Origin of the sequence: Phytohabitans kaempferiae, from assembly GCF_042433955.1 — a bacterium.
Taxonomy (GTDB): Bacteria; Actinomycetota; Actinomycetes; order Mycobacteriales; family Micromonosporaceae; genus Phytohabitans; species Phytohabitans kaempferiae.
The window spans coordinates 1-25,361 of record NZ_JBHLUH010000059.1; the positions used below are offsets into that span (position 1 = coordinate 1).

23 protein-coding genes are annotated in these 25,361 nt (G+C 70.4%); 11 read left to right on the forward strand and 12 right to left on the reverse strand.

Annotated features, from left to right (window positions below; genetic code table 11):
- Positions 1-601: 601 nt before the first annotated feature.
- Positions 602-1,060: a hypothetical protein gene (locus tag ACFFIA_RS27165; protein WP_377255568.1), complete on the reverse strand. Its 459-nt coding sequence runs from the start codon at positions 1,058-1,060 to the stop codon at positions 602-604.
- Positions 1,061-1,553: 493 nt separating this feature from the next.
- Between ACFFIA_RS27165 and ACFFIA_RS27170 the strand changes: the two genes are divergently transcribed.
- Complete coding sequence (locus ACFFIA_RS27170; protein ID WP_377255571.1) at positions 1,554-2,201, forward strand: hypothetical protein; 648 nt, start codon at positions 1,554-1,556, stop codon at positions 2,199-2,201.
- 317 nt (positions 2,202-2,518) lie between these two features.
- On the opposite strand, the gene ACFFIA_RS27175 is transcribed toward ACFFIA_RS27170, so the two are convergent.
- Entirely contained in the window at positions 2,519-3,109 is a 591-nt protein-coding gene (locus tag ACFFIA_RS27175) for a dihydrofolate reductase family protein (protein ID WP_377255574.1), read from the reverse strand.
- A 457-nt stretch (positions 3,110-3,566) separates the two neighbouring features.
- On the opposite strand from ACFFIA_RS27175, the gene ACFFIA_RS27180 reads away from it, so the two are divergent.
- The gene (locus ACFFIA_RS27180; protein ID WP_377255577.1) at positions 3,567-4,571 is read left to right on the forward strand and encodes a DUF4314 domain-containing protein; all 1,005 of its coding nucleotides are present in this window, start codon (positions 3,567-3,569) and stop codon (positions 4,569-4,571) included.
- A gap of 481 nt (positions 4,572-5,052) precedes the next feature.
- Here ACFFIA_RS27180 and ACFFIA_RS27185 read toward each other — a convergent pair whose 3' ends face one another.
- Entirely contained in the window at positions 5,053-5,448 is a 396-nt protein-coding gene (locus ACFFIA_RS27185) for a hypothetical protein (protein WP_377255580.1), read from the reverse strand.
- 316 nt (positions 5,449-5,764) lie between these two features.
- On the opposite strand from ACFFIA_RS27185, the gene ACFFIA_RS27190 reads away from it, so the two are divergent.
- The 5 genes from ACFFIA_RS27190 (at position 5,765) to ACFFIA_RS27210 (ending at position 11,428) form a co-directional block, all read left to right on the forward strand.
- Positions 5,765-6,430 carry a hypothetical protein gene (locus ACFFIA_RS27190; RefSeq protein WP_377255582.1) on the forward strand — a complete coding sequence of 222 codons (666 nt, stop codon included), beginning with the start codon at positions 5,765-5,767 and terminating at the stop codon, positions 6,428-6,430.
- A gap of 329 nt (positions 6,431-6,759) precedes the next feature.
- A complete protein-coding gene (locus ACFFIA_RS27195; RefSeq protein ID WP_377255585.1) occupies positions 6,760-7,152 on the forward strand; it encodes a hypothetical protein in 393 nt (130 codons plus the stop codon).
- 547 nt (positions 7,153-7,699) lie between these two features.
- The gene (locus ACFFIA_RS27200) at positions 7,700-9,778 is read left to right on the forward strand and encodes an ATP-binding protein (protein WP_377255588.1); all 2,079 of its coding nucleotides are present in this window, start codon (positions 7,700-7,702) and stop codon (positions 9,776-9,778) included.
- Between the two features lie 311 nt (positions 9,779-10,089).
- Positions 10,090-10,887: a hypothetical protein gene (locus tag ACFFIA_RS27205; protein WP_377255590.1), complete on the forward strand. Its 798-nt coding sequence runs from the start codon at positions 10,090-10,092 to the stop codon at positions 10,885-10,887.
- Positions 10,888-11,206: 319 nt separating this feature from the next.
- A complete protein-coding gene (locus ACFFIA_RS27210) occupies positions 11,207-11,428 on the forward strand; it encodes a hypothetical protein (RefSeq protein WP_377255593.1) in 222 nt (73 codons plus the stop codon).
- Between the two features lie 383 nt (positions 11,429-11,811).
- On the opposite strand, the gene ACFFIA_RS27215 is transcribed toward ACFFIA_RS27210, so the two are convergent.
- Positions 11,812-12,210: a hypothetical protein gene (locus tag ACFFIA_RS27215; protein WP_377255596.1), complete on the reverse strand. Its 399-nt coding sequence runs from the start codon at positions 12,208-12,210 to the stop codon at positions 11,812-11,814.
- A gap of 237 nt (positions 12,211-12,447) precedes the next feature.
- On the opposite strand from ACFFIA_RS27215, the gene ACFFIA_RS27220 reads away from it, so the two are divergent.
- The 4 genes from ACFFIA_RS27220 (at position 12,448) to ACFFIA_RS27235 (ending at position 17,618) form a co-directional block, all read left to right on the forward strand.
- On the forward strand, positions 12,448-13,020 hold the full coding sequence (locus tag ACFFIA_RS27220) for a hypothetical protein (protein ID WP_377255599.1): 573 nt from the start codon (positions 12,448-12,450) through the stop codon (positions 13,018-13,020).
- Between the two features lie 272 nt (positions 13,021-13,292).
- Positions 13,293-16,169: an AAA family ATPase gene (locus ACFFIA_RS27225; protein WP_377255602.1), complete on the forward strand. Its 2,877-nt coding sequence runs from the start codon at positions 13,293-13,295 to the stop codon at positions 16,167-16,169.
- Between the two features lie 406 nt (positions 16,170-16,575).
- Complete coding sequence (locus tag ACFFIA_RS27230) at positions 16,576-17,037, forward strand: DUF4262 domain-containing protein (protein WP_377255605.1); 462 nt, start codon at positions 16,576-16,578, stop codon at positions 17,035-17,037.
- A 254-nt stretch (positions 17,038-17,291) separates the two neighbouring features.
- Positions 17,292-17,618 carry a hypothetical protein gene (locus tag ACFFIA_RS27235; protein WP_377255608.1) on the forward strand — a complete coding sequence of 109 codons (327 nt, stop codon included), beginning with the start codon at positions 17,292-17,294 and terminating at the stop codon, positions 17,616-17,618.
- 343 nt (positions 17,619-17,961) lie between these two features.
- Here the strand turns inward: ACFFIA_RS27235 and ACFFIA_RS27240 are convergent, their stop codons facing one another.
- The 8 genes from ACFFIA_RS27240 to ACFFIA_RS27275 all read right to left on the reverse strand — a co-directional run bounded on the left by ACFFIA_RS27240 (position 17,962) and on the right by ACFFIA_RS27275 (position 25,356).
- A complete protein-coding gene (locus ACFFIA_RS27240; protein ID WP_377255609.1) occupies positions 17,962-18,870 on the reverse strand; it encodes a DUF2637 domain-containing protein in 909 nt (302 codons plus the stop codon).
- Positions 18,867-21,776, reverse strand: coding sequence for an AfsR/SARP family transcriptional regulator (locus ACFFIA_RS27245; RefSeq protein ID WP_377255612.1), 2,910 nt, complete (start codon positions 21,774-21,776; stop codon positions 18,867-18,869). Before ACFFIA_RS27245 ends, ACFFIA_RS27240 begins: the two co-directional genes overlap by 4 nt.
- A gap of 35 nt (positions 21,777-21,811) precedes the next feature.
- Positions 21,812-22,249, reverse strand: a complete 438-nt coding sequence (locus ACFFIA_RS27250) for a hypothetical protein (RefSeq protein WP_377255615.1) — start codon at positions 22,247-22,249, stop codon at positions 21,812-21,814.
- A gap of 123 nt (positions 22,250-22,372) precedes the next feature.
- The gene (locus tag ACFFIA_RS27255; RefSeq protein ID WP_377255617.1) at positions 22,373-22,828 is read right to left on the reverse strand and encodes a TadE family protein; all 456 of its coding nucleotides are present in this window, start codon (positions 22,826-22,828) and stop codon (positions 22,373-22,375) included.
- An 86-nt stretch (positions 22,829-22,914) separates the two neighbouring features.
- Complete coding sequence (locus ACFFIA_RS27260) at positions 22,915-23,358, reverse strand: hypothetical protein (RefSeq protein ID WP_377255620.1); 444 nt, start codon at positions 23,356-23,358, stop codon at positions 22,915-22,917.
- Between the two features lie 44 nt (positions 23,359-23,402).
- Positions 23,403-23,600 (reverse strand): hypothetical protein, encoded by a 198-nt coding sequence (locus ACFFIA_RS27265; RefSeq protein WP_377255623.1) that lies wholly within the window; start codon positions 23,598-23,600, stop codon positions 23,403-23,405.
- A 44-nt stretch (positions 23,601-23,644) separates the two neighbouring features.
- Positions 23,645-24,511 (reverse strand): type II secretion system F family protein, encoded by an 867-nt coding sequence (locus tag ACFFIA_RS27270; RefSeq protein ID WP_377255625.1) that lies wholly within the window; start codon positions 24,509-24,511, stop codon positions 23,645-23,647.
- On the reverse strand, positions 24,511-25,356 hold the full coding sequence (locus ACFFIA_RS27275; protein ID WP_377255628.1) for a type II secretion system F family protein: 846 nt from the start codon (positions 25,354-25,356) through the stop codon (positions 24,511-24,513). Before ACFFIA_RS27275 ends, ACFFIA_RS27270 begins: the two co-directional genes overlap by 1 nt.
- Positions 25,357-25,361 lie beyond the last annotated feature (5 nt).

Consider the following 25,361-nt stretch of genomic DNA (forward strand, 5'->3'; position numbering starts at 1 on the left):
TGCCCAGCCCGACGATTTCGGCGATAGCGGGCCAGGAACGGTCAGCCGGTGCGGACGAAGCATCATCGGTGTGCGATTCGCTCCTCACCGGAGCATTGTGGACGCTCATACCACTCCTCGCCACGTGCCGTTCATCGTCGGGCCAGCCCTGGCCGGCTCGGGCTGGGATCCGATCTCTGCGCGGTGGCCTTCCTCCGCCCAGACTCGCCCCTCGTCAGACGGCGAGGCGACGCCGACGAAAGCAGTCCCAGCGCGATCATTGCTTCCGGATCGCGACGTCGGCAGCCTCTCACGGAAGACTGCTCCACCGCCGCCCCGCCGGCACGGCACACCACAAGGAACCGGCGGTTTAGGGCGGACCGTGCCATCGGCCCGCTATCTCCCGCTCCCGGTTCATCCTCGTATGGGCGAGGCGGGGACGTCGCGACACCATCAACGACGAACCAGAACGCCTACAGCGAACCTGGCAGCGTCGGGTAAACGTCGAGGTCCCGGGGCCGATGTTGGTCTGGTCATCGAAAGCGGCGTAGGCGTTGTTGCCGGCGCCGATGTTGACCTGCTGGCTAGCCGGCCCGTGGTGATCGAGGCGTCCGCCCCAACATCAGGCACGGGCCTTCTGCCTGATCAGCCGGACCGCTTCGCCGTCCAGCAAATACTCGTCGATCAGCGCATCCGTGACTTCGTCGTGCTCACCGTCAGGCACGTCCAGAGTGACATGAAAATCCCGGAGCGCCGCACGAATCCGAGAGGGAAGATCGTCATGTTCAGCATGCTCGCCCGGATCGGCGGCAAGGGCGATACGCGCCTCGCGGGGTGCATCAATGCCGGTGACGCTCACGGACACTGCGGCGTCGAGCCCCGCCTCCTTCAACGCCTTGCGAGCCGCGTCATGCAACGCAACCGCGGCCAGATACTGGGTGACCTGGTCACGGCTGAACGCCGGCACCACCAGACGCGCAATCGCCTTCGCCGGCGAGCCACCACGGAACTCTCGAGTGATCGCGTCCACCAACTTGCGCTTCTCGCCGACATAGTTGTTCACCTCGGTCTGGATATCCACACCTATGAACCTACCCAACCGGACTGAATTCAGGCCAGCCGTGATCCAGGCCATGCCCAGAAGCGCCGCCCCAGCCCAGACGTCGGTGGGCGGCGTTCGTTCGTCCCTTCAGGAACCCGTGTGAACATCACCAGCCGGCGGCCACCGCCAGGGGTGATGTCCGGGCGACTCGACTCGTTGATGTCCAGGGCGCAGACGTTACATGTCGTACCGGCAGCGGCAGGTTGACGCCATCGGCCAGTATGGCGACATGTCGAATCTCGGCGACAAAGGACCCGAACCTCGAGGGCGGGACGACGTTCAGCACGGGACGCCGGCACCGGCGAGCGGAGGCGCGGTTCGCCCATACAGTCCAGGGTCTGCCGTCTCTGCCCGGTCAGGGACGCAGTCGCCGGCGGTGGTGGTCCGCCCGGACCGGTCGCCCATTGTTATCGACCCCAGGCCGATCCCCCGACCGCCGGGCACACTGCTGCGGGTGTGGTCCAACCCGTTGATGATCGCGCTGATCTTGCTGCTGATATTGCTTCTGGTCGTGGCGCTTGTCTGGGCCTTGCTCCGCGAGCCACAAGCGCCTGGTGGCGGTGCCGCGGCCGCTACGAGCCCTTCGCCGTCGCCGACCGCGTCTTCGGCGCTACCGCCAACCGAGTCTCCCGACAGTGACCTCACCCCGGCCGCAACTGAACCGGGGACATCTGCATCTGGACCGGTGGACGGTCCGCAATCAGACGCCGGGGAGCCGGGGACACCGCCACAGTTCGGCGGGTCTGGCGTCGACATCCGCTACAGCGGCACGGAGCGGGTGGAGTTTGACTACTTTGGAATCGATATCAACTGGCGTAGAGGTTACGCTCAGTCCAGCGACATCACCGCTTCGCGGGGTGGCATCGTCGGCCGTGAAGGCACCGCGTTCGCGCTCATCAACCACGCGACAACCGCTCCGGATTTCGAGACCTGCCGAAGCCAGAAGTCCTGGACAGCGGTGATCAACTGGAGTCAGGTGAAGCTGTGGTCCATGGCCTGCATCAGGACCGGTGACGGGCGGCGAGGCATCATGCGCATCGACGAGATGCCAGCCCTCGATGAATCCAGCCCGTCGGTCGTTCTGACCGGCCAGATCTGGGAGCCAGTCGTGGCAGCGTGAGGCACAACGGCACAGGCAGAAAGTAGTCCGGCGCTCCGCCAGAGGGCGGAGCGCTCCTCTTCATACCCAACTCCCAAAAGGAGAGGCCAAGCGTCGCAGAACCTCGCGCGCACCAAGGCCGACAAGGGCCCCTTACTACGAAGCCCCTTTGTCACGACCCCGCACCTCAACGCAAGAGCTCGCGAACTCACGCCCCAGCGGGTGTGCTTGTGCCTGGACACGCACACACGCGTTCACAAAAACCGCGGGTCCGGGTCCGCCCGTGACCCACCCGGGGCACCGGCAGCGCTCACCACACTTGCGCTGCTGCCAATCCGCTATCGGCGGACGCGGTAACGCATGTGGGTGACCCGGCCTGCTTGGACGATCTGCGGGTCGTCCAGGAGCGCTGGTGGACCGTCGTACGCGCCGAAGAACCGTACGCCCTTGCCGAACACGACCGGGACCAGGTTGACCTGGAGTTCGTCCACGAGGCCGGCGGCCAGGGCCTGGCCCAGCAGATTGCCGCCGGTCAGCGAGACGTCCTTGTCGCCGGCGGCGGCCTTTGCCTGTGTGATCGCGCTCGCCAGGCCGTCGGTGACGAAGGTGAACGGCGCCTCGGGGAACGGCCAGCTCGTCGGTGGTTCATGGGTGACCACGAAGACGGCTTCGCCGGCGGCGGGGCGGCCGTTCCAGCCGTTGGTGATGTCGAACAGGCGACGGCCGATCACCGCCGTTCCGATCCGTGACCAGGTTTCCTGCAGGTAGGCGGCGCTGGTGGCCGAGACGTGGAAGACCCGCTCGGGGTCACCGCCGTTGAAGGGGACCTCTCCGTTGTTGTACCAGTCGAAGAGCGGACCGACCTGGTCGGACTCGTCGGCGATGAAGCCGTCCAGCGAGACCGTCGCGCTCGCGATCACCTTGCCCATCGTCTGTGCCTCCATTCCCTAGACAGGATCTACCTGGGACGTCGCAGCCACGGCGCCGGTCCGGACATCGGCCAGGACATTCGCGGCTAACCAGTTGACCTTTGACGGGATCCGCCGGGTAGGACGCGTGCCGCAAGAGGTACCTCCCCCTGCGGGTGCACGGCGTCGTGACCGCGCCGCCGGCTCGTCGCACGATCCGCCAGGTGACCCGTTTCTGCTCCGGCGGTTACCAGGTCCGCCACGATCCGCCACACGGGCTCGGCGGTGCCGTTCGGCTACACACCGGTGGCTGGGCCGGCCCCGCCCCCTTGCTTGTGCTGGTTCGCCTTTCGACCACCCCGCGCCCTGGCGTGGGCAACTACCAACGTTACGCGCTCCAGATCGAAGCGGCCCGTCCGGTTCTCGGACGGGCCGCTTCGCCTTTCCAACAACCCATCCCACTGAAGGGAGCACCACCTTGTCTGATCCCGCACTCGTTGGCGTTCTCAGCGCGGACGGCGAATTCGTCGCCCGTCATGTGCATTGGGCCGATGGCCCGGACCGGATGCTGGTGAAGCTGCGCCGCATCTGGTCGGTCACCTGCGCCCGGGACACCGCGGCGGCTGGTCGTGCGTTGCTGGGCCACGACTGGCATTCGCTGTGCCCGTCATGTACGTGTCGCAGGCACCCGCCCAACACCCGCAGGGTCGCCGGCGTCGGGCACGCGGCGTCCCACGACCTGCCGATTACGCAAGGCCGGCTGCCATCGACCGAACGGTACGGCTACGCGCAATGGATGTACCTGCTCGACGAGTCCACTGAGGAGATCGTCGTGCACGAGATCACGGTGAACGGCCGGTGGCTACCGCAGAGCCGTCACCTGCTGGATCCCGACCAGCGGGTCCTCGACTGCGGCGGGACCGCAGGCACCGGACACCGCTGGGAACCCGGCCGGGTCGCTGTCCCCGGGCCGGCCACCGGCGGCTGGTACGGCGCGACGTACGAGGCGCAGGTGTGCGCGGGTTTCCATCCGGACGGGTTCACGATCGCCCGGTTCACCGACGCGGTCGCGTCCCGGATGGTTGACGACGCCCCCGCGCACACCACGGCCGCGGACATGCTGCTGCCGCTCCTGCGCCGGCACCGGGGCGGATACGAGCTGGTCTGGGCGGACGCGACCCATCGGGTGCGCCGCGACGGCGACGGCATGCTGCTGATCGGCCCGTATCTGATGCCCTGGCAGCGGGTCGACCAGCCGCCCGCAGAGCCGTACCGCGAACACGACCGGGTCGTGCTGGACCACACCCACGACTCCCACACCCGGCTGAGGGCTGGGGCTGAAGGCACCGTGCAGCGGTACCAGCCCCGGCAGCACACGGTCTACGTGCGGTGGGACGACGGGTCGTCGCTGGCGGTCCTGCTCGACGCCGGCGACCGGATCCGCCTCGTCCACCGCCCCGCGACGCCACACGGCAAGGCGTGAAGCCACACCCCTGATTTGGCTGACTTCGATCCCTTGTGAAGGGAGAACGACCGTGGTCGAGACGACCACCCGCCTGTGGTACGAGTTGGCGGCGGTGCTGCGCCTGGCCGAGCACACCCGCCGGGCCACCGCCGCCGACCGTCACCGTTTCGGCGCTCCGCAGACTCCCAGCCTGCTGTTCACCCTGGACCGGCGATACCTGCTGACCAGCACCGCGGTGCCGAAGCCGTTGCGTGAGCACACCCTGCGGCCGCTGCATACCGACGGGCAATCCCCGCCCCACGCCCCGAACCGGTACCTGCACCTTCCGGTCACCGACGCGGCCGCGCCGCCCGGAACCGAACTCATCGACCGGCTCAGACGCGCCGCCCGGGCCGGCCACCACTGGTTCACCATCGAGCTGGGCAGCCTCCTCGGGCTGCCGGTCCTTGACGTGGCCGTTCGCGCCTGGCGCCCGGTCAACGCCGTACCAACCGACGCCTCATGGCGCCCGGCAACCGTCACCGCCCACCACCTGGGCCCCTACCGCGCACAGGTCGCCGCCGGCTACCGCAACCGCCACGGCGTCCTTGCGCGCTTGGACCGGGACACCGTCCGCCAGCTGGCCGACGACTGCGCCCAGGTGGCCGACCACCGGCGGCGAACGCCGCTCGTGCGTCTCGACGGTGACCAGGCCATCATCACCACCCGACACGCGCTGGGCGTACCGCCGCGGACCGTCAGACCCGACGCCAGCGGCAGGTACCTGATCACCGATGCCGGGCTGCCGTGGACCGCCCGGCCGGACACCGAGCTCGACGATTCGGTGTTCGAGACCATCGGCCCGGACGGTGAGGTCCGCTGCACTGTCTGCGGCAGCATCGAAGACCCCGAGCACCAGTCGTGGCCGTCGATGCTGGGCTCGGGCGAGGAGCTTTCATCAGGTGCACCCTGTGCGACTCCACCGAGTCCAGTCATCCATTCAACGGCGAACTGGTCGTGCGCCGCGGGACCTGGCCGCTTCCGCACAGCCGGCGCCGCTAGCAACCCGCACAACCAGCCAGTCCTGCCTGCACCGGCAGCCGGCCGTCTTCCTCGCCGCGAACGTTCGCGGGCCCGGGCCTGGGCGCTGCCGCGCCTACGCCCGCCGGCCCGCGAACGCGGCGGGGCAGCCACGGCCGGCTCGCCGGACCCCAACGGAAGGAGTCTGTGCCATGGCGAAGACCTCACCGACGAACGGCCACCCCCGAGAGGCGGCCAACGACGAGAAGACCGTGACCTTCCGCGGCCGGCCGGTACCGTGGATTACCCGGTGGACCGGAGAAATCCTGTCCCCGGACAGAGTCGCCTTGCAGACGCCCCGGAACACCGCACCGCTGCGGTATGCCGAGGCGACACTGCTGGACCGCGACCGCCGCGGTGTGCTGTGGCTGCGGGAAGCCAACACGCCAGGCACCGGCGAACCGCAGTGGGCCGAAGTGAACGGCCCGCGCCAGCGCCGAGCGATGCGTGCCCTGCGGTGCCAGGTATGCGGAGAGCCGACCAGTCCCGGGATGCCGGTACCGTTCCTGTTCTCCCGGACCGAGCTGGCCGCGCTGCGGCACGCGCAGGCGCAAGCAACGCCGGCCGTGACGACCACGCCGCCGTGCTGCCAGGCCTGCTGGCAAACGGCCGCCCAGTTCTGTCCTCACCTCATCCGCCACGGCGCGGTACCGTGCCACGTCACTACGGTCACCGCGTGGGGCGCCTACGGCGACCTCTACCTGCCAGGAGCGTCGGTGCGCCGCAACATTCACCTCGGCTACGGCGACGAGCGGCTGCCCTGGCTGCTCGGCAAGCAGGCCGTCGTCCTCATCCAGGGGATCCAGCCAGCCGGATAGCCAGGCACCGCGCCCGCTCGACGGCACAGGCGTCGCACCGGCCACTGCCCTGGCGCCCATCTGGGTTCTCCACCGGGCGCACAACTTCGGTGTTGCCGCAGGCGCGTTCTGCACTGGCTACGACGTGCCCCTGACCGGGCATGCGCGAGTGCCGGAACGGCCCGTCAACCTGATGGCAGCAAACGCCGACAGTCATGAACCATGCTGGTCCTGGCGGTACCCGTTCGACGCCCCAACAATGACTTGATCAATCCCGCGGGATCCTGTTCCATTCGTCGCGGCCGATGGCATACGCCACGGCGCCACCGAACGAGAAGGGGGCCACGAGGATGACTTGTGCCAGCAGCGACAGTGCCGCCGACGGCGTGGGCGACGACCGTCTGCGCGGGCTGCGGCAGGAGATGACCGACCTGGACTTCACCGTGGATGACCTCGCGCCCGGTCGCAGCCGCTACACCAGCGCGGACGGCACGACCGTGGTCAGTATCGGCCACGACGACGACCCGGGCGCGGTGGCCCTCACGCGGCTCACCGATGCCGGAACGCAGGCGTGGACGCTGACGGCCCATGCGGCGTGCCCTGCCCCGGTGCAGATGCTCGCGCTCTACACCGTCCTGCACTCCGACACGGAAAACGGCACCATCACGGACCTGCTGCGGTCGATCGCGGACGCGTTCAGCCTCGACACGCAGCCGCGGACGGCGGCGGCAGCCAGCGCCTAACCGGCGGCCGCTCGCTGCTCGAAGGTCCGGCCAAGACAGGGGGCGCCCGACGGAGGGGGGCGGGCGCCCCTGACCCCTCTTCCGTGCGCCGAAAGGTACGAGGCCGCTCTTGCCCGCTTCCATCACCCGCCGGGACGGGCGTCCGCGCCGCCTCCCCTATTTGTGGGGCAACGACACCGGGGCCTGACGGCCGTGGTTCCCCCTTTTATTGCCCGTGCGTGCCCGGCGTCCAGGACAGCAACGGCGGCGTGTACAAGCCTGGCCTTTTCGCGGCGGCGAGTGGGCGAACGTCTCCTATCAACGCCGGTGACACGCTGCTGGCGTCGGGCTGTGCGCCTGGTCGTGCACCCAGACACCTTGCGCCGGCGGGGCAGATCCCGGATTTCAGGCCGCCGAACGCTGCGCCTGCGGCGGCCGTACAGCCGTATTCGGCGGACCTGTGCCACGCCAGCCCACCGCGTCCGCACACGGCCAAGGCTGCGGCCGAACCAACCGGCGCACCCCACGAGCCGGATTCAGGACGATCGACCACATCGGAGAGAACACAGTGGACACCTCGAATAGCAGTCCCGACAACACGAAGGCACGTCCGGGCGGCGGGCAGACACCCACGCCCGAAACGCCGGTCATCGGCACCCTCACCTACCTCATCTCACCCGGCTATGTGCAGTCGTGGAGCCCGGTACGGGCGATGTGCGAGCTGATCGCCAACGCCCTCGACGAGGACCCGTCCGCCCACGTCGCCTGGGCCGACGGCGTCCTGACCATCGCCGACGAAGGCCCCGGCATCCCCGAGGAAGGTCTGATCCTCGGTGAGTCGTTCAAGACCGACGAGCAGATCGGCCAGTTCGGGGAAGGCAAGAAGATCGGCTGCCTCGTCCTGGCCCGCACACCACAGGTCGGAGCGATCCGGTTCGAAACCGTCGGCTACGGCTTCACCCCCACCGTGGAACGGGAACGGCTGCTGGGCGGTCAGCTCCCGTCCCGCTCAGAGGCGGGCGCGGAGATCCTCGTCTACCACGTGCACCGCAATGAACGCCGCGAAGGAACGGTCATCACCATCGAATGCCCCAAGGACCTCGCCGACGAAGCCATCGGCCGGTTCCGCACGCTGACCGAGCCCGGCTACACCCCGCCTTGGACAACCGGTGTCTGCGTGCTGGACCGCGAACCCGGACGGGTGTGGATCGGTGGTGTGCTGGTCAGCACCGTCCCCGGCTTCCTGGCCAGCTACGACCTTCCCCTCACCGACAAGGGCCTGCAGAACCGGGACCGGACCGTCATCGAGGCCGGCGCCCTGCGCGAGGCCGTCCGCGCGATCCTGGCCACCAGCGAGGACCAGGCCGTCATCGACCGGTTCGCCACCCACGTGCTGGCCGGCGGGAAACTACGCGAGCAGGAGCAGTTCTTCACCAGCGTCTACCAACCGCGTGCCCGGGCGGCGTGGCGGACCTGGGCCCGCGCCCACCTGTCGGACAAGACCTACTACACCAGCCCCGGGAACGAGGAGGCCGCCCTCGACCTGCAGGACATGCAGTACACGCAGATCACCGCAGCCGGTCTGGCGCAGCACCAGCAACGCGCCTTCATGGACCTGCTCGGCGTCCACGTCGCCCGCGTCAAGCAGCAACGCCACTACACCACCAGGAACAAGACCACCTGGGTACCCGACCGGGACCTCACCGCGCAGCAGCGAGCCGTGCTCAACAACGCGGTCGAACTGGTCCGCCGCGCTGTCGGCCCGTTCGCGCTGGACCGCGTCCGGGCCTACTCCGACAGCGAGGAAAGCCCGTGCGCGCAAGGTTTCTACGACCCCCGTACCGGCGACGTGGCCGTCCACATCGACCTCCTCGACTCCCGAAAGGCCCTCCTGGCCACACTGGTACACGAGGCGGCCCACCGGGTCGGGCACCGCGGCGGCGGCCCCTGGCCACCGATCCCCGACTACGGTGACCGAACCCGAGGCTTCGAGAACCTGCTCAGCGAGTTCGTCGCCGTCCTGCTCGACCACGCCGCCGGCACGGGGAAGCTGCCCGACCTGGCCGACGCACCCGACGACACTCCCGGTCAACCCGTACGCGGGTCTGGTGCCGACGACCCCGCGGTCCCGGCCATCCGCCGCGACCTGGCCCGCCTGCTGGCCGACCAACTCCCACACGCCCTGGCCGCCAAACAGTTCACCGACGTCAAGGACCTCGTCTTCTCCACCGCCGTCCCGCCCGGCTACTGGCGTACCCTGACCCGTCCCCGGCCCGCCGGCTACCGGCAGAGCAGGAGCTCGCGTGGCCGGGCCTGGGACTACGACCGGGTCGCCCTGCTCGCCGAAGCCATCGGAATCCATCCACCGGTGGTGTGGCTGGCCTACAACCTGTGCGAAGGCCCCATCCTGGGCGGGCAGCAGCGACCAGGCCCATGGCGCAAGAGGATGCGCGACGCGACAGCACGCGCCTGCGCCGACCTCGACGCACTCGGCGGCGCCTACGCCGCGCAGGTCCCCGCCCTGCGAAACCTCGCCAACGGCACCACCCCCGCCCGGTTCGGCGACGACACCTGGCACGCCCCCGCCCACACCCTGATCGCGCTGGAACGTCAACGCCTCAACCTCGACGCCCAAACACCCGCCTGACCAGCACCGGGGCAACAGAACACGGCCCCGGCCCCGTCCCCGAATGCCTATCCGCACAGGTCCCCCTTCACCTCCCAGCCCGACCCACGAGGCCCGGAAGACCCGTTCGACCCGCGCCGGGCCGGCATCGGCCTGGTTCACCCACACGCGGCAACCCCGCCGCTGGCCCTCCGGCAGCGCGCCCCGAACGCCAACCCCCAAAGCGGGCTCGGCCCGAGGTGTTCGCGTTGTCGTCCCGCCACGTCCCCCGGTCCGGGCCGCCTACCCCAACCACACATCACACGCCAACCCCGGGAAGGAGCCGAACCACGATGTCCTACCCAGCGCTCGTCGGAGCACTCGACAGCGACGACACCTTCCACGCACGCCAACTCCACTGGGCCGCGCCACACCGCACCGTGACCGACCTACGCACCATCTGGACCACAACATTCCACCGCGACCTCACAGCAACCCGCCAAGCACTCCTGAACCACGACTGGGCCCTGCTGTGCCCGTCCTGCCACCACGGGCGCCTGCTGGGCACCGCGTTCCTCGTACCCGGCGTAGGCCACGCCCTGCGCGACACAGGACCCGCCATCCACGGCAACCTGCACTGGCCCACCGCCGACGTCGCCAAACCCGAGTGGATGTACCTGCTCCACGAACCGTCCGAACAGGTGCTGGTGTACGAGGCGACCGTGCACCGCCGATGGCTGCCGCACAGCAGCCACCGGCTCGACCCCGACCAGCCACCACCGGTACTGGGCTGCGGCGGCCACCGCCGCGACGGTCACCGCTGGCAACCAGCCCAGGTAACCCTGCTCGGCCCACCAACACCCACCTTGGCCAGCTACCACGCCGAGGTCTGCACCGCCCCCCACCCACGCGGCTTCGCGATCGCCCGCTTCACCGACGACGTCGCCGACCAGATCGCCACCCACAGCCAGAACGCCGCACCGCCATGGGGTCCACCACTGCCGCGGCTACGCCGCGACGGCACCGAGTTCGACCTGGTCTGGACCAACGCGACCGTACGCGTCGCCCGCGACCACGACGGCCGCCTGCTCATCGGCGCGCACCTACTGCCATGGCAAAACGCCTCCCACGACGGCTCACACCCCGCCTAGCCGGCCCACCGGAGTCACCATCCCGCCCAACCCGGCAAGCTGGCCCACCCAGGACGCAGCAAGCGCCCCACTGCGCATCGCTTGCACAACCGCAGGTCATGGGCGTCTCGCCCCAACCCGGGCGCGCCCCCTTGCCACAGCGCCGGGCGTCGCCGCGTCAAGAGGCCGCCGTTTGAAGGCCCGTCCGGCCCCAGACGCCCTCACCTTTCATCCGCCGTAGGGCACGCAGACACCACCACGTCTCATCGTCCCGGTCGACTGCACCCGCCAACGCCCACCTATCTCGCCCACGATTCGCCTCTGAGGAGGACAACAGCTCATGTCCGTTCCCAACAGCCCTGGCATGCCTGCCTACCCGCAAGTGTCCGTTCGCCTCTCCGGCTTCGACGGCAACGCCATCACGATCATCGGACGGGTCGCCAACCAGCTACGCGGGCAGGTCAGCGACGAGGCCGCCGACCAGTTCACCACCGCCGCCTACGCCTGTGGTTCCTATGACGAGCTGCTCCAGCTGGCCATGCGAACCGTAGACGTCAGTTAGCCGGGCGGCGCCCCAGTTCCATTCCACGCCAGATGACGAGCGAACGGAACACCGGCTTCAAGCATCCACACCCCTCGCGTCCCACCTCGTCACCTGCCAAGCAAGCCTGGATGTCTCATGCACCGGACAATCCACCTCCTCGCCACGATCGACTTGGACGCCGACGACTACCGAACCCCGATGATGTCCGCGACGACGTTGAAAGACAGCTCAGCGGGGACAATGTCACCGTCATCCTGCTATCACGCACGGATGCCCTACCTGCGCCGATGGACCCCGCTGCGCGGCGGCGCGCCGATGACGAGGCCCGTGAGCGGACCAGCTACCTCGCCGCGGTCATCACCGCCTTGATGCGCCAAGACCCGGCCATCGACGCGTACCTGTCACCGATCTGCCCGCAGTGCGACCAGGTGCCCGAGGCCGAGGACGGCGTCCATGTCGTCCTCGGGACCGTCGTCGTGATCGGCTGCGAGGGCCACTGGGTCATCAACCCGAACGCGGTCGGCATACCCAGACCGAACTGGCAGCGACCGGACTGATCTCACTTCCGCGCCACGATCCCCGTCGATCCACGTCACCGACGTCCTTACTGCCGCCTCGCCGGCCGCTTCTCCACCAATGTCCATAGCGGACGGAGCGACGATGGCGGCATCCACCCGCACGAGGACACCATCCGCGCAGCCCTGGTCGCGGCGCTCACTGGCGACGACGCCGACATCGGCGACCTCATCGGATTCTGAGAAGAAGCCGGTCGACCCGCGTTCCTCGACGCTGCTGGCCATCCGGTGACGGTGAACCACATCCTCATCTACCGCGGTGGCCGGCACCTCGGCGTGGGTGCTGAAGCTTGTCCGACGGGCAGCCAGTTTCAGCTCACCATCCTTCCTCTCTAGCCGCCCCAGCGCCTAAACCCGACCACCCCAAGGGCGGCGGATACCACATCCATCCGTGGCCATCGAAAGACCAAGACCATCAACCTGCCATTTTCTGCGACATCAACGCTGAAAGGAGAACCGATCATGCTGTCACCGTTCACCCGCGCCGCGATCACCGCGACGCTTGTCAGCATCGAGCAGGCCGGCCACCGGGAGGGCTGGGACTGCCCGCCGGTCCTGTTCGCCCTGTTCGACCACCCCGCCGCCGGCGAACCTCTGCTGCAGGTCGACGACACCTTGGCCGAGCCGGGACTGTGGACCGTCCCGGACCCGGCCAGGCCCGGGCAGAACCTTCCGACCGCCGTCGTCCTGCACCGTTTCGCCGCCGACCTGTGCGCCGGGGCGGCCCAGCACTGGCTTCGGCAGTGGCTACGCCGCGACGGGCGTACCTGCGTCGGCGTCGGGCTGCTGTTCGAAGCGTGGGCCGGGCTGGTCGACGCCGGCTACCACCACGGCGACCTGGCCACGTCTTCCACCCGCAGGGAGGTCCGCGTCGTCGCCGCGGTCGACGCCGGCGGGGGCCTGCACCGCGTCATCCGCGGCCGCGGCGCGCAGCGGCCGGCCGTCGCCGTGTGGCCCGAACCGCCGGCCTGGGCCGGCACCCGCCGGATCATCACCGGCCTTCGCCGGCTGGTCCAGGTCACCACCAGCCACTAGCCACCCCGGCCAGCAGCGGCCACGGCCACACCCGGCACAGGGCTGCTGGCCCCGCACCCCCGAAAACCCCGCACAACCGATCTCTGTTGCGCGACCCGGAACGGTCGCGCCCCTCATTTCCCGCCCGCTGTGGCTTCGCACCGCCGCCGCACGCCCCCGGGAACAGGGGGCGTGCGGCGGCCTGCCAACAGGGAGAAAGTCCGAATGCCCGAGCCGACCTCACAACACCCCATCACCCGGCCTGCCGCATCAGCCTGTGACGGAGGCGGCCGATGAGCGGCCCCAGCCGACCGGCCGGCGGCAGTGGTAAGGCCAGCCCACGACCGTTGCGGTTCCCGGTGCTGCACGTCCTGGCCGACGACCCGAGCCGCGCCCTGTCCGTCACCGCGGTCACCAAGGCCCTGCCCGGCCGCTCGTCCGGCGCGGTGGGCGCTGCCCTGACCCGGCTGGTCGAAGACGGCGCCGCCACCGTCACCCTCATCGGCAAAGCCCGCCACTACCAGATCACCCCGGTGGGGATAGCCGAGTTCAGCGCCGGCCCACCCGCAACCCGCACCCGCCGCACGCCAGAGCCCACCCCGGCCGAAGCCCTCGCTACCGCGCCGGCGGCGGGGCCGGTGCCGCCTCGGCCAGGTGCGGTGCTGCGCCCCAACGGGCAGTGGTACCTGCCCCGCCAGCTCGGTGACAGCACCGACGTGCAGGTGCTGCGCCGGCTACGCCGCGACAAGATCCCGGCCCTGCTGTACGGGCCGCCGGGAACCGGCAAGACCAGCCTCATCGAGGCCGCGTTCGCTGACGTGATCACCGTCGCCGGGCACGGCGACACCGCCGTGGAAGACCTCGTCGGCTCCTACGTGCCGCTGCCCGACGGCGGATTCGAGTTCTCCTACGGCCCCCTGGTGGTGGCGATGCGGGAAGGGCGCGCGCTGTTCGTCGACGACGCCACCCTGATCAGCCCCAAAGTCCTCGCCGTGCTCTACCCGGCGATGGACGGCCGCGGCCAGGTCACCATCACCGCCCACCACCACGAGGAGGTCACCGCCACCGACGGCTTCTACGTCGTGGCCGGCCACAACCCGAACGTGCACGGCGCGGTCCTCACCGAGGCCCTGGCCAGCCGGTTCAGTGTCCACATCGAAGTGACCACCGACTTCGACCTCGCCGTGTCCCTCGGCGTCCCGCGTGCCGCGGTAGCCGCCGCGGTCGCGCGCTCAACAACAAGCTCCGCAGCGGGCAGATCGACTGGGCGCCACAGCTACGCGAACTGCTGGCGTTCAAACAGATCGCCGCCACCCTCGGGCCGGCCGCGGCCGTGGCCAACCTCGCCGCCATCGCCCCCGACACCTGCCGCACCGCCACGGTCGAGGCACTACGTGCGGCGTTCGGCGGCACCATCACCCCGCTCACCCTCGGCAAACAGAAATGAGACACACCATGGACAAACACCCAGGCGCACGGCTCGCCCCAACCCACCAGCACCGCCCCGGGCCGCGGACCGCCGAGCACGGCCTCGCCTGCTTCGCCCACCTGAAGATGGCCGACCGATGAGCACCATCTCCGGCCACGTCACCTCCGCCACCACCAGCACCCCCGTGGTGGCGGCGGCGTCACCGTGGAAGGTGTGGTCGACCGCCTGGACCCGCCACGCAATCCGGGTCACCGGCCGCACGGACGCCACCGTCGTCGTGGAACCCGGCGCCGCCGGCACCTCCCCGGCCCGGTGCATCCCCGCGACCGCCGCCATCGAGGTCGACGCCGACATCATCGGCGACCCGACCATCGCCGACCCCCGACGCGCAGCCCACAAGGACGCGGTGCCGGCCGCGTACGGGGCGCTGCTGCACGAGTGCGCGCACGTCGCTCACAGCCTCTGGCACACACCGCCCGGCACCCCACCGGTCGTCGCCGCGGTCGCCGACATGCTCGAGGAATCCCGCGCCGAAGGCCGCTACCGGGCCCGCCGACCCCGGGACCGCAGATGGCTGCGCCGCGCCGTCACCACCCTCGTCGCCCCGACCGACACCCCCACCGACAGCCCCTGGTCGGCCGCGTACGCGGCAGGGCTGCTGCTGGCCCGCGTCGACGCGCGCATCCTGGCCGCCCGAGACGTACACGGCCTACGCCCCGCGGTCACCAAGATCCTCGGCCGGAAAGTCTTCACCGGACTACGCCAGATCTGGCGCGAAGCCCACCAGGTCGACGACACCGACGCCGACACCATGATCGACCTGGCCCGTCGCTGGTGCCGCCTGCTGGGCATCGACCCCGACACCGACCGGCACGTCCCCACCGACACAGCGACCACCCGCATCATCGCCGCGATCCTGCGCGCGGTCCTGGACCGCATCACGGCCAGCGATAAACCGCCCGGCCCGCCCGGTCATGGGTCGCTGGTCGGCGCCAGCCCTCCGATCACCTGGACCTACCGCGACCCCACCACCGCCGAGCGGGAGGCCGCCGACCGACTCACCGCCCTGCTACGCCGGGCCCGTACCCGCGACCCCATCAGCCGCCCCCACGCCGCCGCCACACCACCGGGCCGGCTGCGTACCCGCGCCGCCGTCACCCTGGCCGCACAGCGCGCCACCGGCGCCCCGCCGACCGCGCAACCGTGGCAACGCACCACCCGCCAACAGGTGCCCGACCCCGACCTGGCAATCGCCATCACCGTGGACGTGTCCGGCTCCATGGCCAGCTTCGCCCGCCCACTGTCCGCGGCGGCGTGGATCCTCGCGCACGCCGGCGCCCGCAGCCACGCCCGCACCGCCACGCTCGCCTTCGGCGACAAGGTCGTCGTCCTCATCCCACCCGGCCGGCGCCCCACCCAGGTCTGCGACATGACCGCCGACGCCGGCACCGAACGCTTCGTCGAAGCCCTCACCGAAGCCGACCGGCTGCTGCACCTGAGCACCCCCGGCGCCGCCCGACTCCTCGTCGTCGTATCCGACGGCCACTTCCCCAAACCCGACGCCGCGCAGGCCGCGATCAGCCGCCTGCACCATGCCGGCTGCCCTGTGCTGTGGCTCGCCCCAGCAGGCGGGTACGCACGCCGGTACACCGACACCACCACCACCATCGACGTCGACGACCCCACCACCTGCATCAACCTCATCGGCAAAGCCGCCATCGACGCCCTCGCCAACGCCTGACGCCCCGCCCTACCCCCTCGGGACCGCTACATCGCGAAATCCCGCAGCCCTGGCCTATGGCGCCACCGACACCGCCTGTCCAACAAGGAAGCCCGGCCGCCGGCATGCCCCGACCCAGGCGGCTGTGCGGGCCTCGTCCCCACGCCTGAGCTGGTCGACGGCCCGGTCAGCCTCAACGCTGCCGCAACTGGGTCCGTCCACTCACGACAGTGCTGCGGCACCCGTGCAGCGGCACCGTCACGGCCGAACGCCGACCGCCGTGTGAGTCGCCTCCATGGCCGTCCACGTCACCCAGCTCACAATCCGGGCGGCAAGACGGCCGGAACCACAGCCGTCACGCCCGTGACCTCCCGCACGGAAAAGCCTTCCAACGCGAACGTTCTCCAGCCATCTCCGGAGTCTCTTAATGAACCTGGAACAGTTGCTTGCCAAGTACTCGCACATCGTCGACAGGCGCGGCTGGGCGGTCGTGCACTGCGCACCGACCATCAACGAGCCACGCAACCACGTGTTCGCCTACACCGTTGGGCTCACCGCTCATGACCGACCCGAAATCCTGATCACCGGACTCCCGCCACACATCTCGCAAGGGCTGCTCGACGAGCTCGCCGCCCGCGTCTACGACCGCAACGCGCGTTTCGTCCACGCCCAACGGATCACCGACCTGCTCATCGACTACCACGCCATCATCATCGACGGACACCCCGCCGAAGACCTGCGACCACACGTCGCCAACGCCATCTACGGCCCCAACCAGGTACGTCTGCAGCAAGTCGTATGGCCCGACCCGCACGGCAGATTCCCCTGGCAGGACGGCTACCCCCACGCCAAAGCCCAGCAGCCCCTGCTCAACCACCCACCGATCTAAAGGGGGCCAGCCTGCCCCGGAACACCAAACCAGGCCGGCCCCCAGGTCAGCTCTCGCAGCCGACGCCGTCCTTGTTCCCGTCGAAGCCGTGCGGATCCGGTGGCAGCACCCGGAACTTCCGGTACGGCACATCGCCACAGTCCAGGTCCGGCGGGGCCGGCGGAATGCACACACCCGGGTAGGACGGATGGCAGTTCCCGGCCGGCTTGCTACTGGTCTTCGCCGGTCGCGGCGTGGTCTTCCGCGGGGTCGGCTTGACGCTGGACAGCCGCGGCGTCGGCTTCGTGCTGGTCACCCGCGGCGCCGGATTCGTCGTGACCGGCGAAGGCGAGGGCGAGACACCCGGCGGTGAACTGGTAGCCCCGGGCACCACTGTCGTGTCCAGCGATACCGACGAGCCGGGAACCGAAGGCGGCGTGGCCGGGCTCGTCGCCGCAGGCGGTGCGGCCTCGGGCTCAGGGCTGTCGCCGCTGACGAACGCCCCGATCGCACCGATGCCACAGCACAGCCAGGCGGCCACGCCCACCACGATGCCGCCGATGGCGAGCGGATGCAGCCGCCTACGCGGCGGTGACGGATAGGGCACCGCCGTGACGGGGTGGTCGAACCGCGGCGGTCCCACCGGGGACCGGCCAGGCGTGTACGGCGGGCGCAGCGGCGGGCCCGGCCGCGCGCGTCGCGGATCGTGGGGTGGAGGCGGACCTGTCACCGGGACAGGTTGCGCTGCGCGGCGGGCGTCCTCCATCCTTTGATCGGCCAGAACGGTCTCGCACGGCCGACGGTCACACCAACCATACGGGCAACCAGCCACCGCTGACCGACCCGCCAGCTATGACGGATCCGTACGCCCCCGGCGCGCTTTGACGGAGGTTAGTGATCGGACCGCGATCGGCTGTGCCACGCGCAGGGATGCCTCTGGGATTGTCAGGCGACTTCGGACGTAGGCAGCGCCTGCGCGTCCCTCACGGGCGTCCCGGTTTCCTTGGCGGACGCTGGTGTTGTGCCGGTCGACCGGCTGGCAGCGGTATCGGGCCAGTGTCGTCGCACGGTCCGAGGCGTTCGACCGATCCGTTTGGCCACGTCGGCGGGTCGTAGTGTGGGGTCCAGGGCCAGCCAGAACGCCACCGCCTGCGCCGTTTCTTCGGGCACCTGGCCGCCCTGATCGCGGCCGGCCTCTCCGTCATCTGGTGCCCCGTTGGGATCGTGAAGACCTCCCCGTGTGGAGTCGACGTTCATGCGGGGGCGTTGACCGCCGGATGGCTCAGCGCTGGCGGGTGGCGTCTGCCGGTCGATGGTGCCCCCAGGCGTCGTGGGCGTGCCGGCCAGGTGGGAGGCCGGGACGTGGGAAAGCGGCGCGCGGCCGTCCTGCCCCGCAGCGGGGTGCGCAGCGGTGATCCCGCGGGTGGTGATGTCATGGCCGGCGCTACGGATTCGGCCGGTGATTTCGACGAGGCTGACGCTGGCCACGACGATCAACCCATCCACCGAAAGCGGTAGCAGGTAGGGAACGGCGCCGGTTTCACCGTATTCGGCGACGACCTCGACCATGTGCCAGTAGGACACGTAGGCGGCGATTACCGCGATGGCTGCGGCGGCAAGGACCCGGGCTGCGGCGAGCAGGCGCCGGTGTACCGGTACCCGGGCGATCAACTCGACGGTGAGCAGGAGCGCGACCGGTGGCCATGCCGCGATGGCCTGGCTGATCGGGGAAGGGTGGGCGTGCAACACGTTCGCTGCCACTGACGCGGCCACGCCGAGGGCCAAGGCGGTCCTGACCGCCCACCGGATCCACAGCAGTTGAGGTGGGTGGGGGTGAGAGTTGTGCTCGGTCATGCCGCTTGGTCCGTGGGGCGAGGGCGGGCTTGGGTGGCGGTGATGAGCCGGTCGGCCAGGGTGATGGTGGCGTCGGTGGGTTCGGTGTCGATCTCGGCCAGATTCCGGGTCAAACGTCGGCGCAGGATGCGGATCTGTTCGGTCTGGCCGAGGTCGGCGTGGACCTGCATCGCCTTGACGTACGGGTCCTCCGTGTATGGGTTGTGGCTGATCGCTGTTTCCAGGACCGCCAGGGCCTGGTCGGGCTGGTCGGTGAGGGCGTCGGCGAGGGCCAGGTGGGCGTCGAGGACCTGTTGCCGGACGGCTTCGCGGTAGGGCTCGACCCATTCGTAGTCGTGCCCGTCGGCCAGCGGTCCGTGGTATGCGTCGACCGCGGCCCGTAGCGCGGTTCGACGCTCCTGCGGGTCGGTGGTGACCTGTGCCTGTCGTAGGGCGTGTTGCATCTGCCACAGGTCGACGGTGACGGCCTGCTGGTTGAGTCGCAGTGTCCCGTTGCTGCGGTCGATATAGGTGGCCCGGCCGCCGGTCAGCCGCATGAGCCGGCGCAGGTTGTGCACATAGGTGTTGAGCCGGTGCGGCGCCAGCCGGTTGGGTACCGAGGGCATGAGGTCGTCCAGCACCTGTTCTTGGGTGGCGCCGCCTCGGACGGTGAGGTAGACCAGCAGCTCGCGGGCTTTGTGCCGCAGTGGTTCCTGGTCGTACATGTCGATGATCTGTGGCCGGCCGAGCACCTGTATGTGGAGGTGGCCGGCCTGGCCGGCGGCGGGGGCGTCGGAAGTGTCAGGGTCATCGCCTGGTGGGGATTCGCCAGGGTCGGTGATGTCAGTGGCGTCGGCGGCTGGCACCGGTGCGGTGGTGGCCGGGTTGGCGACGTTCGTGGCCGGTTGGGTGGGCGGCTCGTCCAATGCTGTGTGTCCTTGTGGGGCGCCGGTGTGGGCTTCGGCGAGCGTGGCGAGCAGGTCGAGTGCCTCGTCGGAGGTGAGGACGGCCAACCGTTGGAGCTTGGGATGGCTGCCGTGGCGGCCGGTGTCCAGGTCGCCGGGGGTGGTGGTCCCGTTCTCGGCGACCGTGACGGTGTCGCCGTGCGGCCACTGCCCAAGCAGGACCCCGTGGATGTTGAGCCGTTGTCCCTGGGCCAGCAGGGCGGCGGTGCGGGCCCGTTCGTGACCGGCTGACGCGTCGGCGATCAGCAGGATCGGGGTGACCGGCTCAGCCGCTGGGTTCGCGGCCGGTAGCTGAGTGGCCGAATCGACTTCGAGGTCGAACAGCAGACGGGTGCGATGGTGAGTGTGTTCCTCTACCAGCTCCAGGGCCTGCGCAAGGCTGCCGGTGACGGTCAGCCGTGGTGTGTGGGGCAGATGTCTGGTTGCAGGGCAGAGCAACGCGGCCAAGGTCGGTGCCGGAATGACCACGGTGGTGCGCGCGTCCGGGTCGTCGATGTTTCCGCTGGCCAGCGCGCTGGCCAGAAAGCCGCGGGCGGCTGCGGGCGCGCCGGGTCCGGTCAAGCCCAGCCCGCCGGCCGGCCACGAGTCGATGAACGTGGTGCCCGGCGCAGGTACCGCGGGCGACGGCGGATCGCCGGTAGCGTCAGCGGCCGCCGCGACGGCCGAGGAGTTCGGGGCAGGGCTGAGCGTCGTTGGATCGTCGTCGGGCTCGTCGTCCTCGAGCCTGTTCAGGCCGCGCCGAATGTGTGAAACGACGGCGGGTAGTCGGGCCAAGTGGGGCTCGGCGGTCCGCAGATGTGGTGTGGGCCGGCGGCGATGGTAGCGGCGGGCGCGGCGCCGCCAGACCAGCGCGGCGGCCGCGGCGACCGCGGCGGCGAGGCCGAGATCGATCCAGCCGCCCGTGGGCAACGAGATACCGGGCGGGGATTGGTGGGCCGGCCGGTCGGGGGCCGGTGGCGTGCCGGGCGGGCGGGTGGTGGGTGTGCTGGTCGCCGGGGCGGATGTCGCGGCGGGTGAGGTGACCGCTGCTGGCGGCTGTGCCGGGTCTGCGACACCATCGTCGCCCGGGGCCGTGCGAGGTTCTGCGCTGGGGGTGGTCGCGGGAGCCGGAGCGGGCGGCGAGGGCGCTGTGGTCAGCGGTCGTTTCGGCCGGATGTCTGCCGCTGGCGGGGTGGCGTCTGCGGGCAGGGTGAGCACCCAACGGGGTTCGATGTGGTCGCCTCCGCGCATGCGGCCGTGCTGGTCGTAGCGGTCGCGGTTCAGGTGGAAGATCTCTGCCCACCGGTGCGGATCACCCAGCCACGTTTCGGCGATGTCCCAGAGAGTGTCACCGGATTTGACGGTGACGGTGTATCGCTGGTCCGCCGCCACCACAGTGATAGGCCCGTCATGCGCGCGGACGGCGAACCGGGGCGCGTCCCTACCACGCATCGACGCAGGATGCGGCTCTTTTTTCGTTTCTGCCAATTGCTCGCGCGCGCTGGTCTCGGCGCCGGGTAGGTCGGTGAGGGCGGGGCGCAGCGGGTGGGTGAGGGCGGTGATTGCAGACGGGGCCGCCACCACCGGGGCGGGGCTGGTGACGGCTGCGGACGCGGCGGCGGACGGGCCGGCGGCTAGCCCGGCCACCAGAGCGGCGGCGAGCGCGCGCTGCGGCGTCACCCACCTGGTCGGGCAGTGGCTCCTGTCGGGGCGAGCAGCGGTGCGAACCTCCACGGCCAGGGCATGGCAGAACGAGGCCCACAGCAGCCACAGCGCCGCCGCGAGGGTCTTGACCACGGCCGCGTCGTCGAACGGCTGCGTCAGCAGCCGTGCGGCCTCGTCCAGCGTGGACGGGATAGCAGAGGGCAGCGGCCAGCCGACGAAGACGATAAGGCCGGTGGGGATGCCAGCGACCGCGATCAGTATCGCGGCGGCACTGGCGATCCGCAGGCTCAGCCGACCGATCCGGTGTGTCACCAGCACCTACTGCTCCCTTCTGTGTCGTTGCGGGCGGCGATTCAGGTCAGCCCGGTCGCCGTCACGGCGGTCGCGGTGGCGGTGACGGTGACGGTTGGGCGGCCCACGACACGCAACGCCGGCGTGCGGCGGGCCACGACGGCGGTCACGGTGATCGCGGTGCCCGTGACCACGTCGATGGTGCCGGCGGCGCCAGCGTCGGCCAGGAACTGGGCCGCGGCTCGGGCAGCCGCAGCATGGTCCAGGCGAATCTGGCCGGTGACCCGGTATCGGGCAAGGTCGATCTGCTGGGCGCCGGCGCGGGCGGCGGACTGCGCTACCGCCGCGGCGTGCGCCCGGGCGGCGAGCACGGTCCCGCCCCCGTGGAGGGCGGCGGCGAACAGCAGCCCCAGCAACGCCACGAACAAGATGCTGATCGAGGCGGCACCGCGGTCGCTGCCGGCGTCATCGGCGGGGGATTTGGGGCTAACCACCTTCATGATGTCGCCTCCTTGCTGCTGGGGTTCGCCAGCTTGCCAACGGCCCGGCCGCCGGTGCGGGCGGCTGCCACCGTTCCGCAAACGCCGAACCGGTTGGTGAGCCCGTACGCCGTGCTGGTTTCGTCACTGGACGCCGCCGATCCGGTCTTTGCCGGCAAGGACTTCAGAGTTCGTGAACCCAAGGGAAAACCCGCGGTAGAAGTCGACAGGGCTGGTGGCGGTCGCTACGTGGGTGGTTCTGCCCGTGATTCCGGTGCCGGTCAGCCGCCGTGCTGCCACGGTGCAGGCCACGGTGACAGTGACCGAGCCGCCTCGGGCGAATCTGCTGGTGTCCACGGTGACGGTGAGGTGGTCGCATCGGGCGGCGAGGTTGGCCGCCGCGCTGTGCTGAGCTGCGGCGTGGGCGGATGCGGGGTCCCGCGTCAGTGAAGCGGCGCGAGCGGCGGCGGCCGCGGTGGTGTCGACGTCTAGGGCTGCCCGGGCCATGGTGAGCCCGGCTGCGGCGATGAGCAGGACCAGGACAAGGATCGGGATTCCTAGCGCGACCTCAACCGCGACCGAGCCGTGGTCGTTTGGCACGGACCGGCGTACCGTGGCTCGTTGGCGTGGCGTGCCGGCATACCGCCGGGCCGATCGAGGTGTAGGTGAGCGCCGGTGGGCTGGCATCAGGACCCTACCGTCGGCGGGCTCGGCGGCAACGGGTGGTCGGAGCAGCCGGGCGTGGTGAGGCGTTCGGTCGGGACTTCGACGGTGACGCGGATCGGCAGCGGGAGTCCACGCGCGGTTGCGGTGACGGCCACGGTGGTGGTGTCGACGCCGCGGGTGACGGTGATCGCTGATTTGGACAGGAACTGGCTGGCGAGTTCGTCCAGCATGGACGCTGCTTCGGCTTCGCCCGCGGTGGGTGAGCCAGCGGCCGTTCGGGTGGCTTGGGCGGCACGGTCGGCTGCGGCTTGGGCGGCGAGACCGCCGAGTCCCCAGAACAGCAGCTGCACCAAGGCAAGCCCCGCGGCGATCGTGGCGGGTGCGAGGACCGCTAGCTCGACCGCGGTCGATCCACCGTCGCGTGCCCGCGCGAAGCGTCCGTGTGGTTTGGTGATGGGCACCAATCTCCTCCCTTCCGGCTGGTGAATGTCTGTCGTGTCGGCAGGGCCTATTTGAGGACCCAGCCGGACATGACGTCGGCGACGCCGGACTTGTAGGCCCGGTAGACGCCGATCGCCACGGCGGCGCCCAGGCCGATTCCGATGGCGTACTCGGTGGCGTGGCTACCTCGGTCGGCTCCGGCTGCGTGTCGATCGGTCAGGATGGTGGTGAGGCGTACGTAGAGTGCCCGGACGATCCGGATCACTGTTCCTCCCTTGTGGTCTGTCAGTGCTGGTCTGCAATGGGGCGCTAGGCGCGGAAAGCGGCCAGCGCGGGATAGATGAGTGCGAGCAGGAACACGGCGGTGAGGGCCATGAGGGGCACTGACATGCGTTCGGTGGCGGCCTCGGCCTGCGCTTCGGTTTCGGCGGCGAGCCGCTGCGCCAAGGCTTCACCGCGTTCGATAAGGGCAGCGCGGATCCGGGCGCCTTCCTCGCCGGCGAGTTGCAGAGTGCCGGCGAGCTGTTCCAACTCGACGACGCCGGTCCGCTCGCCGAGGTCGCGCAGGGCGTGGGCAGGGGGTTGGTGGGTGAGCCGGGCGGTGTGGAGGGTGTGGCGGATGCGGTCGGAGGCCCAACCGGAGGCGATCGCGGTGGTATCGGTCAGCGCCTGACCGATACCGGCCCCTGCGGCGAGCGCGGGCGGGATGAGGTCGAGCAGCGCGGCGATGGTGTGCCGCAGCAGCCGGCGCCGCTGTTCGGCATCGGCGTGGACAGAGGCCTCGGCGACCAGGTAGCCGCCGCTGGCCAGCAGCAGGCCCATCCAGGCTGGGGTGGTCCAGGAGATGCCAGCGCCCATGAGGTTCAGCGCGGCGACGGTCGCTGATGGTGCGAGCAGACCCAGTCCAGCCAGGCTGGCCTGTCTGGCCAGGAACGCGGCGATGTCGCGGTCGAGGACCGCGAGGTCGTGGCGGACCTGGCGGCGGGGCAGGCCCAGCCGTAGCAGCGGGTGGGCGATCGTGTGGTGAAACCGTCCTCGGCCGTCGACTGGCTGTTGCGGCGGCCGAGAGAGCAGGTCGAGGGCCTGGGCGGCGGTCAGCCGCGCGGGTGTCACCGCGGCGACGAGCAGGGCGATGGCAGCGCCGAGGCAGGCGCCGAGGACGATGAGCGGCCGCATCAGCGTGGCCCTTCGATCGGATTGGTGAGGATGCGGGGCAGGTCGGGGATGCGGCCGATCCGGACCATCCACATCAGACTGGCTCCGAAGAGGCCGCCGAACGCGGCGAGGACGACCTGGCCGGTACCGGTGCCGTAGGGGGACAGGAAGGCGTCGGCGAACAGGAACATGCCAAGGGTGGTGGCGAGGACGACGATGATGACGATGCGGGTGGCGGCGCGGGTGCGGGCGCGGCCGGTCGCGATCCGTAGCCGGGTGGCGGCGTGCCGGCGTGCGGTGCGGCCGACGCCGGCGAGGCTGGTCGACAGGTCGGCCGCCTGGTGTTGGGCGGCTTGGAGCAGGACGTGCACGACCAGGTCAGCGGTCGGGTCGGCGAGGTCGTTCGCGAATGTGCGCAGGGCCTCTGGCAGGCGGGTGCCGGTGCGGTGAGCCACGGCCAGAGTCGTTAGGGGGCCGCGGATCGCGGGGGAGGCGACCTGCACGGTGTGGCTGATCGCCTGTTCCAGGCCGGCGGCCGAGCGCAGGGTCGCGGCCAGGTCTTCGGCCCACGCGGCAATCGCCTCGATCCGGGCCACCTGGCTCGCGGCGGCGTGGTCGGGGCCGAGGACAGGCGGCAAGGTGTGGACGGCGATCGCGGCCAGGACGGCGGCCACCGGCCATCCGGTGATGGCGCCGACGACCGCGCCCGCGGCGCCCGCGGTCGCGGCCCGCCTGAACAGACCCGCGGTGAGGCGGGGTCGGCGCACGGTCCAGGCCGTTGCCGCCGCGGTGGCACGCAGGCCGGTAGTGGCCAGCAGGATCGCGGCGCCGAGACCGGCACCGAGCAGCGCGAACAAGGCGACCATGCGTG

Coding starts and splice junctions, on each gene's coding strand:
- ACFFIA_RS27170 (WP_377255571.1), top strand. CDS start 1,554: ATGATCGCGCTGATCTTGCTGCTGATATTGCTTCTGGTCGTGGCGCTT.
- ACFFIA_RS27175 (WP_377255574.1), bottom strand. CDS start 3,109: ATGGGCAAGGTGATCGCGAGCGCGACGGTCTCGCTGGACGGCTTCATC.
- ACFFIA_RS27190 (WP_377255582.1), top strand. CDS start 5,765: ATGGCGAAGACCTCACCGACGAACGGCCACCCCCGAGAGGCGGCCAAC.
- ACFFIA_RS27195 (WP_377255585.1), top strand. CDS start 6,760: ATGACTTGTGCCAGCAGCGACAGTGCCGCCGACGGCGTGGGCGACGAC.
- ACFFIA_RS27205 (WP_377255590.1), top strand. CDS start 10,090: ATGTCCTACCCAGCGCTCGTCGGAGCACTCGACAGCGACGACACCTTC.
- ACFFIA_RS27210 (WP_377255593.1), top strand. CDS start 11,207: ATGTCCGTTCCCAACAGCCCTGGCATGCCTGCCTACCCGCAAGTGTCC.
- ACFFIA_RS27215 (WP_377255596.1), bottom strand. CDS start 12,210: ATGGCCAGCAGCGTCGAGGAACGCGGGTCGACCGGCTTCTTCTCAGAA.
- ACFFIA_RS27220 (WP_377255599.1), top strand. CDS start 12,448: ATGCTGTCACCGTTCACCCGCGCCGCGATCACCGCGACGCTTGTCAGC.
- ACFFIA_RS27225 (WP_377255602.1), top strand. CDS start 13,293: ATGAGCGGCCCCAGCCGACCGGCCGGCGGCAGTGGTAAGGCCAGCCCA.
- ACFFIA_RS27230 (WP_377255605.1), top strand. CDS start 16,576: ATGAACCTGGAACAGTTGCTTGCCAAGTACTCGCACATCGTCGACAGG.
- ACFFIA_RS27240 (WP_377255609.1), bottom strand. CDS start 18,870: ATGACCGAGCACAACTCTCACCCCCACCCACCTCAACTGCTGTGGATC.
- ACFFIA_RS27250 (WP_377255615.1), bottom strand. CDS start 22,249: ATGAAGGTGGTTAGCCCCAAATCCCCCGCCGATGACGCCGGCAGCGAC.
- ACFFIA_RS27270 (WP_377255625.1), bottom strand. CDS start 24,511: ATGCGGCCGCTCATCGTCCTCGGCGCCTGCCTCGGCGCTGCCATCGCC.
- ACFFIA_RS27275 (WP_377255628.1), bottom strand. CDS start 25,356: ATGGTCGCCTTGTTCGCGCTGCTCGGTGCCGGTCTCGGCGCCGCGATC.